The sequence below is a fragment of the Shigella sp. FC1661 genome (genome assembly GCF_001712525.1).
GTDB lineage: Bacteria > Pseudomonadota > Gammaproteobacteria > Enterobacterales > Enterobacteriaceae > Escherichia > Escherichia coli.
On the sequence record NZ_MDGW01000091.1, the window covers coordinates 1 to 8,177 of the forward strand.

The window sequence follows — 8,177 nt, forward strand, 5'->3', positions numbered from 1 at the left end:
CTAAATCACGTCAGCGCTGGCTGTTTTACGCGTATGACAGGATACGGAGGACGGTTGTGGCGCACGTCTTCGGTGAACGCACTCTGGCCACACTGGAGCGTCTTCTGAGCCTGCTGTCGGCCTTTGAGGTCGTGGTATGGATGACGGATGGCTGGCCGCTGTATGAATCACGCCTGAAGGGAAAGCTGCACGTTATCAGCAAGCGTTACACTCAGCGCATTGAGCGACATAATCTGAATCTGAGACAACATCTGGCAAGGCTGGGACGGAAGTCACTGTCGTTCTCAAAATCGGTGGAGCTGCATGACAAGGTCATCGGGCATTATCTGAACATAAAACACTATCAGTAAGTTGGAGTCATTACCCAACTATTTTCGATATATATGTTGATGCATAATATTATTTTTTCATAAAACGCAGAAACAGTGACCAGGTGTACAACGCCACCCAACGGCTGTAATAACAAAAAATCCCTTGATGCCCGTCCCTTTTGTTACACTCCGTTATCACGCACAAGAGATATGCAGGACACTGGTATGCCGACTAAACGCTTTGATAAAAAACACTGGAAGATGGTGGTGGTGCTACTGGCAATCTGTGGCGCTATGTTGTTGCTACGTTGGGCAGCAATGATTTGGGGCTGAGCAGTGACAAACGAAGACAGCCAGACCGCATAACACGGTCCGGCAGATAATTTTACATGCTGTAGCCCAGCGATAAGGTTGTCCGACGGTCGGTATGTTCCGGTGCAGACTCTGGAGGTTCAGAGTTCCATGTAACGTTGTAAGCCACCTTCAGTCCAAAATGTTCATTAATAGCAACATTTAATGCGCTTTCGGAGTTCAGCGTTGTGTCTTCCGCGCCAAAGACCGAAACACCCTGCGTAAATTTAGCGTTGTCAGTCAACTGCCATGCATAAGCCCCGGAGGCATAGCCCAGCGGCTGAGTTTCACTGGCATTGTCGGTATATTTGTCGTAACGCACACCTGGACCGAATTCAAAGCGGAAACTGTGTACCGGGCCATTCAAAAACTGACGACCATAACCCGCGGTCAACACATCGCGCTCTCGATAGCCGTTATAACGGTCTGTCAGCCAGCTTGCCTGACCAAATAAATAGTCATAATCAGTTAAATTAAAGCGGCTACGCCCGCCCGCCGCATATTTTTCTGAAGAACGCTCATCATTAGAAGAAGTATTACTGGCGTTCCCCCACAGCGACCAGGCAGTGGTTTGTCCATACCAGGTCATGGTGGTGTCAGCCGTAAGTGAGGAGCTTTTCGTATTGCCTGATTGTGCAAGATATCCTGCGTTCAGATTACCTTCGAAAGGTTTTTTAGCGCTGGCAGGATCGTCCATGACAGTAAAAACGGAATCATCGGCAGCTGCATTCAGTGACGCAAACATGCCCCCCGCCAACATAACGATGGCAGGAACTGTCTTCAAAAGCTTCATTTATCAAGAGTCCGTACAACAAAAAAAGAGACCATCGCGGTCCCGGAAACTTTCTTAAGGATCAAAGATTAGCGTCCCTGGAAAGGTAACGAATTATAAAAAGGCGCGAATAACTTAGCAATGTATTCTTATTTCATTTTTTGAATAAGCATGTGGCGAAAACAGATTTTTATTTATATATATTTATCTGCAAAATTTTAAATAAAGCTCCAATAAATCATATTGTTAATTTCTTCACTTTCCGCTGATTCGGTGCCAGACTGAAATCAGCCTATAGGAGGAAATGATGGTACGTATCTATACGTTGACACTTGCGCCCTCTCTCGATAGCGCAACAATTACCCCGCAAATTTATCCCGAAGGAAAACTGCGCTGTACCGCACCGGTGTTCGAACCCGGGGGCGGCGGCATCAACGTCGCCCGCGCCATTGCCCATCTTGGAGGCAGTGCCACAGCGATCTTCCCGGCGGGTGGCGCGACCGGCGAACACCTGGTTTCACTGTTGGCGGATGAAAATGTCCCCGTCGCTACTGTAGAAGCCAAAGACTGGACCCGGCAGAATTTACATGTACATGTGGAAGCAAGCGGTGAGCAGTATCGTTTTGTTATGCCAGGCGCGGCATTAAATGAAGATGAGTTTCGCCAGCTTGAAGAGCAAGTTCTGGAAATTGAATCCGGGGCCATCCTAGTCATAAGCGGAAGCCTGCCGCCAGGTGTGAAGCTGGAAAAATTAACCCAACTGATTTCCGCTTCGCAAAAACAAGGGATCCGCTGCATCGTCGACAGTTCTGGCGAAGCGTTAAGTGCAGCACTGGCAATTGGTAACATCGAGTTGGTTAAGCCTAACCAAAAAGAACTCAGTGCGCTGGTGAATCGCGAACTCACCCAGCCGGACGATGTCCGCAAAGCCGCGCAGGAAATCGTTAATAGCGGCAAGGCCAAACGGGTTGTCGTTTCCCTTGGTCCACAAGGAGCGCTGGGTGTTGATAGTGAAAACTGCATTCAGGTGGTGCCACCACCGGTGAAAAGCCAGAGTACCGTTGGCGCTGGTGACAGCATGGTCGGCGCGATGACACTGAAACTGGCAGAAAATGCCTCTCTTGAAGAGATGGTCCGTTTTGGCGTAGCTGCGGGGAGTGCAGCCACACTCAATCAGGGAACACGTCTGTGCTCCCATGACGATACGCAAAAAATTTACGCTTACCTTTCCCGCTAACAAAAACATTCCCCCAGCATTGGGGGAATCACCACCAACCTGTCGGCAACGCGTTTCTCCGACTATGCTCAAAAGTCATGTGATAACAAAGGGGTGAACTATGGCCAGTGGCGATCTTGTCCGTTATGTCATAACCGTCATGTTGCATGAGGATACATTGACTGAAATTAACGAGTTGAATAATTACCTGACTCGCGACGGTTTTTTGCTCACCATGACGGATGATGAGGGAAATATCCATGAGCTGGGGACTAACACTTTTGGACTTATCAGTACCCAAAGTGAAGAAGAAATTAGAGAACTGGTTTCGGGGCTTACCCAAAGTGCAACCGGCAAAGATCCTGAAATCACCATCACGACCTGGGAGGAATGGAATAGCAACAGAAAATAAATGGTTTTTGGGCAATAATCAGTCTGTGGTGTGCGTTAGCTCGTGTTTTTACACCGCATTCTTGCGCTAACCTTATGATCTGGCAGACAACATGGGAGAGACATCATGTGGCAGGCAATCAGTCGTCTTTTGAGCGAGCAGTTAGGTGAAGGCGAAATCGAACTGCGTAATGAACTGCCTGGCGGAGAAGTCCATGCCGCATGGCATTTGCGCTATGCAGGACATGACTTTTTCGTCAAATGTGATGAAAGGGAACTGCTTCCCGGTTTTACCGCCGAAGCCGACCAACTGGAGTTACTGTCGCGTAGTAAAACCGTCACCGTGCCTAAGGTTTGGGCAGTAGGCGCTGACCGTGACTACAGTTTTCTGGTGATGGATTATCTCCCACCTCGTCCGCTGGATGCGCATAGCGCATTTATTCTTGGTCAGCAAATTGCGCGTTTACATCAATGGAGTGACCAACCACAATTTGGCCTCGATTTTGATAACTCGCTCTCCACAACTCCACAGCCCAACACCTGGCAACGTCGCTGGTCAACGTTTTTTGCTGAACAACGGATTGGCTGGCAGTTGGAACTGGCAGCAGAGAAAGGGATCGCTTTCGGCAATATCGACGCCATCGTCGAGCATATTCAGCAGCGTCTGGCCTCGCATCAACCGCAGCCTTCTCTGTTGCACGGCGATTTATGGTCCGGCAACTGTGCGCTGGGTCCGGATGGCCCGTACATTTTCGACCCTGCCTGCTACTGGGGTGACCGAGAGTGCGACCTGGCGATGTTACCGCTGCATACTGAACAGCCGCCACAAATCTATGACGGCTATCAGTCAGTATCCCCGCTACCTGCCGATTTCCTTGAACGTCAACCGGTTTACCAACTCTACACGCTGTTAAATCGTGCAAGGTTATTTGGCGGTCAGCATTTGGTTATTGCTCAGCAGTCACTGGATAGATTATTAGCAGCATGATATGGGTTGAAGATAATGGCCGCTCTGTGCGGCCTTTTGATTAAATAAACCCAAGCAGAGAAAAGAACACATAACCTGCAGCAATACAAATAACCGGCAGGATATACAGTGAGAAAAACTGCAGGAAAATAGTATGGTGCGGAACAACAATACGGGACTCAATTTGTTCACGCGTTAGCCCCTCTTCCCCTTTGGCTTTTTCCAGAATGAGTTGATCTTCAACACCTTCCCGCAAGAAGCGCGCCTGGCGACTCATTCGGGCACCGGAATCCTGCAACGCCAGTCCGACAAAAATCAGGATGAAAATCACCCAGAACATAACGTTCACGCCACCATTAAAATTGGGCGTCGGGGAGTTATACCAGAACAGATTCAAAAAAGGCGTATTCGCCTGCATCATATCGATCATGACATGAGTAAAGTCGAGCATGACCGCATTAATGCCTTCCTGGTTTTCCTGCCGGGTATTCATAAATTTCAGCAAAGAAATCAATGTAGAGATCAATGCAGGTATAAAAATCACCCAACCCAAAATCCTTTTCAAAACAGCAATGCGTCCAGCTTGTTGATACGTCATGAGTTCTCCTTGATTAAGACGCGTCGTTTCACTTAGTTTACTTGTAGATATCTGTTTTCGCCCATTCTTTAAAGGCGATATGATAGGCGCTTAATCATAAGCACGGCTTAATACCTTACACATAATGCTCTAAAGGAGAGGTTGTAATGTCAACCCCGCGTCAGATTCTTGCTGCAATTTTTGATATGGATGGATTACTTATCGACTCAGAACCTTTATGGGATCGAGCCGAACTGGATGTGATGGCAAGCCTGGGGGTGGATATCTCCCGTCGTAACGAGCTGCCGGACACCTTAGGTTTACGCATCGATATGGTGGTCGATCTTTGGTACGCCCGGCAACCGTGGAATGGGCCAAGCCGTCAGGAAGTAGTAGAACGGGTTATTGCCCGTGCCATTTCACTGGTTGAAGAGACACGTCCATTATTACCAGGCGTGCGCGAAGCTGTTGCGTTATGCAAAGAACAAGGTTTATTGGTGGGACTGGCCTCCGCGTCACCACTACATATGCTGGAAAAAGTGTTGACCATGTTTGACTTACGCGACAGTTTCGATGCCCTCGCCTCGGCTGAAAAACTGCCTTACAGCAAGCCGCATCCGCAAGTATATCTCGACTGCGCAGCAAAACTGGGCGTTGACCCACTGACCTGCGTGGCGCTGGAAGACTCGGTAAATGGCATGATCGCTTCTAAAGCAGCCCGCATGCGTTCCATCGTCGTTCCTGCGCCAGAAGCGCAAAATGATCCACGTTTTGTATTAGCAAACGTCAAACTCTCATCGCTGACAGAACTCACCGCAAAAGACCTTCTCGGTTAATGACCAGGGGCAGTGATCACGCTGCCCCTGGTTCTTTATCTGAATTTGCATTCAACTGACGGATTAATCGTCAATTTAAGAGAAAGAGTTACACCGTAACCACTTCCGTGCACTGTATAAAAATCCTATACTGGACGTATCGACAGTTTAGTGAGTTTTATCATGACGGCGGAAGGTCACCTTCTCTTTTCTATTGCTTGTGCGGTATTTGCCAAAAATGCCGAGCTGACGCCCGTGCTGGCACAGGGTGACTGGTGGCATATTGTCCCTTCCGCAATCCTGACGTGTTTGTTACCGGACATCGATCACCCAAAGTCGTTTCTTGGGCAGCGATTAAAATGGATATCAAAACCGATCGCCCGCGCTTTTGGGCATCGTGGTTTTACCCACAGTCTGCTGGCGGTATTTGCGCTGCTGGCAACCTTTTACCTTAAGGTTCCGGAAGGCTGGTTCATTCCGGCTGATGCGCTACAAGGAATGGTGCTGGGTTATTTGAGCCACATACTTGCCGATATGCTGACACCCGCCGGTGTTCCCCTGCTCTGGCCATGCCGCTGGCGTTTCCGCTTGCCGATCCTAGTTCCCCAAAAGGGCAACCAACTGGAACGTTTTATCTGCATGGCATTATTTGTCTGGTCGGTATGGATGCCCCATTCATTACCCGAGAACAGCGCTGTTCGTTGGTCATCGCAAATAATCAATACCTTGCAGATCCAGTTTCATCGGCTTATTAAGCATCAGGTTGAATACTAAAAAGACAAAAATCACCTTTCTGGAATAAGCAATTTCATTTGAATATAAGAGCCAGCTCACAGTTCTGTTAATCTTGCGCCAACACTATGACTGCTACGCAGTGATAGAAATAATAAGATCAGGAGAACGGGGATGAACTTTCCATTAATTGCGAACATCGTGGTGTTCGTTGTACTGCTGTTTGCGCTGGCTCAGACCCGCCATAAACAGTGGAGTCTGGCGAAAAAAGTGCTGGTGGGTCTGGTGATGGGTGTGGTTTTTGGCCTTGCCCTGCATACCATTTATGGTTCTGACAGCCAGGTACTTAAAGATTCTGTACAGTGGTTTAACATCGTTGGTAACGGCTATGTTCAACTGCTGCAAATGATCGTTATGCCGTTAGTCTTCGCCTCTATTCTGAGCGCGGTTGCCCGTCTGCATAACGCATCTCAGTTAGGCAAAATCAGTTTTCTGACCATCGGTACGCTTTTGTTTACCACGCTGATTGCGGCGCTGGTCGGTGTGCTGGTCACCAACCTGTTTGGTTTGACGGCTGAAGGTCTGGTTCAGGGTGGTGCAGAAACTGCACGTCTGAACGCCATTGAAAGTAACTATGTTGGTAAAGTCTTTGATCTGAGCGTTCCGCAGCTGGTCTTGTCCTTTATCCCGAAAAACCCGTTTGCCGATCTTACCGGAGCCAATCCGACGTCAATTATCAGCGTGGTAATTTTTGCCGCATTCCTCGGCGTAGCTGCATTGAAACTGCTGAAGGATGATGCGCCGAAAGGTGAACGCGTCTTAGCCGCTATCGATACCCTACAAAGCTGGGTGATGAAACTGGTTCGCCTTGTCATGCAGTTGACCCCTTACGGCGTTCTGGCTCTAATGACCAAAGTGGTTGCAGGTTCTAACTTGCAAGACATCATCAAACTGGGAAGTTTCGTTGTCGCGTCCTACCTCGGTCTGCTGATTATGTTTGCAGTGCATGGCATTCTGCTGGGCATTAATGGCGTGAGTCCGCTGAAGTACTTCCGTAAGGTATGGCCTGTGCTGACGTTTGCCTTTACCAGCCGTTCCAGTGCTGCGTCTATCCCACTGAATGTGGAAGCACAAACGCGTCGTCTGGGCGTTCCTGAATCAATCGCCAGTTTCGCCGCCTCTTTCGGTGCAACCATTGGTCAGAACGGCTGCGCCGGTTTGTATCCGGCAATGCTGGCGGTGATGGTTGCGCCTACGGTTGGCATTAACCCGCTGGACCCGATGTGGATTGCGACGCTGGTCGGTATTGTTACCGTTAGTTCCGCAGGCGTTGCCGGTGTCGGTGGTGGTGCAACTTTCGCTGCACTGATTGTGCTGCCTGCGATGGGCCTGCCAGTAACCCTGGTGGCGCTGTTAATCTCCGTTGAACCGCTTATCGACATGGGCCGTACGGCGCTAAACGTTAGTGGCTCGATGACAGCTGGCACGCTGACCAGCCAGTGGCTGAAGCAAACCGATAAAGCCATTCTGGATAGCGAAGACGACGCCGAACTGGCACACCGTTAATTCTTATGCTGGCAACGGTCCGTTTTGTATAGGGGCCGTTGCTTTACTTTTTAAATGTTCCATCGCGGCGATGCATACTGACTCATATTTAAACAGATCGTCAGCGAAAAAAATGGGTAATGACTCCAACTTACTGATAGTGTTTTATGTTCAGATAATGCCCGATGACCTTGTCATGCAGCTCCACCGATTTTGAGAACGACAGTGACTTCCGTCCCAGCCTTGCCAGATGTTGTCTCAGATTCAGATTATGTCGCTCAATGCGCTGAGTGTAACGCTTGCTGATAACGTGCAGCTTTCCCTTCAGGCGTGATTCATACAGCGGCCAGCCATCCGTCATCCATACCACGACCTCAAAGGCCGACAGCAGGCTCAGAAGACGCTCCAGTGTGGCCAGAGTGCGTTCACCGAAGACGTGCGCCACAACCGTCCTCCGTATCCTGTCATACGCGTAAAACAGCCAGCGCTGACGTGATTTAG

9 protein-coding genes and 3 pseudogenes are annotated in these 8,177 nt (G+C 49.3%); 8 read left to right on the plus strand and 4 right to left on the minus strand.

The window, feature by feature from the left end; genetic code table 11:
* Both BFF42_RS06695 and yniD read left to right on the plus strand, forming a co-directional pair.
* Nucleotides 1–350, plus strand: a pseudogene (locus BFF42_RS06695) (IS1-like element IS1X2 family transposase); the annotation flags it as partial.
* 186 nt (nucleotides 351–536) lie between these two features.
* Entirely contained in the window at nucleotides 537–644 is a 108-nt protein-coding gene (gene yniD / locus BFF42_RS06700; RefSeq protein WP_001142445.1) for a small membrane protein YniD, read from the plus strand.
* A gap of 52 nt (nucleotides 645–696) precedes the next feature.
* Here the strand turns inward: yniD and BFF42_RS06705 are convergent, their stop codons facing one another.
* Nucleotides 697–1,455, minus strand: a complete 759-nt coding sequence (locus BFF42_RS06705; RefSeq protein WP_000771396.1) for a DUF481 domain-containing protein — start codon at nucleotides 1,453–1,455, stop codon at nucleotides 697–699.
* Nucleotides 1,456–1,741: 286 nt separating this feature from the next.
* Here BFF42_RS06705 and pfkB point away from each other — a divergent pair, with 286 nt between their 5' ends.
* From pfkB to BFF42_RS06720, 3 genes are all read left to right on the plus strand, one after another.
* Nucleotides 1,742–2,671: a 6-phosphofructokinase II gene (gene pfkB / locus BFF42_RS06710; RefSeq protein ID WP_000251738.1), complete on the plus strand. Its 930-nt coding sequence runs from the start codon at nucleotides 1,742–1,744 to the stop codon at nucleotides 2,669–2,671.
* A 100-nt stretch (nucleotides 2,672–2,771) separates the two neighbouring features.
* Nucleotides 2,772–3,062: a type V toxin-antitoxin system endoribonuclease antitoxin GhoS gene (ghoS, locus tag BFF42_RS06715; RefSeq protein ID WP_000146159.1), complete on the plus strand. Its 291-nt coding sequence runs from the start codon at nucleotides 2,772–2,774 to the stop codon at nucleotides 3,060–3,062.
* A 105-nt stretch (nucleotides 3,063–3,167) separates the two neighbouring features.
* Nucleotides 3,168–4,028, plus strand: coding sequence for a fructosamine kinase family protein (locus BFF42_RS06720; RefSeq protein WP_000267654.1), 861 nt, complete (start codon nucleotides 3,168–3,170; stop codon nucleotides 4,026–4,028).
* Between the two features lie 40 nt (nucleotides 4,029–4,068).
* Here the strand turns inward: BFF42_RS06720 and BFF42_RS06725 are convergent, their stop codons facing one another.
* A complete protein-coding gene (locus BFF42_RS06725) occupies nucleotides 4,069–4,605 on the minus strand; it encodes a YniB family protein (protein WP_000222172.1) in 537 nt (178 codons plus the stop codon).
* A 146-nt stretch (nucleotides 4,606–4,751) separates the two neighbouring features.
* Here BFF42_RS06725 and hxpB point away from each other — a divergent pair, with 146 nt between their 5' ends.
* From hxpB to tcyP, 3 genes are all read left to right on the plus strand, one after another.
* Complete coding sequence (gene hxpB / locus BFF42_RS06730; RefSeq protein WP_000106834.1) at nucleotides 4,752–5,420, plus strand: hexitol phosphatase HxpB; 669 nt, start codon at nucleotides 4,752–4,754, stop codon at nucleotides 5,418–5,420.
* A gap of 162 nt (nucleotides 5,421–5,582) precedes the next feature.
* On the plus strand, nucleotides 5,583–6,173 hold the full coding sequence (locus BFF42_RS06735) for a metal-dependent hydrolase (protein ID WP_004983374.1): 591 nt from the start codon (nucleotides 5,583–5,585) through the stop codon (nucleotides 6,171–6,173).
* Nucleotides 6,174–6,305: 132 nt separating this feature from the next.
* On the plus strand, nucleotides 6,306–7,697 hold the full coding sequence (gene tcyP, locus BFF42_RS06740) for a cystine/sulfocysteine:cation symporter (protein ID WP_001010690.1): 1,392 nt from the start codon (nucleotides 6,306–6,308) through the stop codon (nucleotides 7,695–7,697).
* A gap of 3 nt (nucleotides 7,698–7,700) precedes the next feature.
* Here tcyP and BFF42_RS27565 read toward each other — a convergent pair.
* Nucleotides 7,701–7,826: pseudogene (locus BFF42_RS27565) on the minus strand (protein YdjO); the annotation flags it as partial.
* 1 nt (nucleotide 7,827) lies between these two features.
* Nucleotides 7,828–8,177 (minus strand): annotated as a pseudogene (locus BFF42_RS06745) (IS1-like element IS1X2 family transposase); the annotation flags it as partial.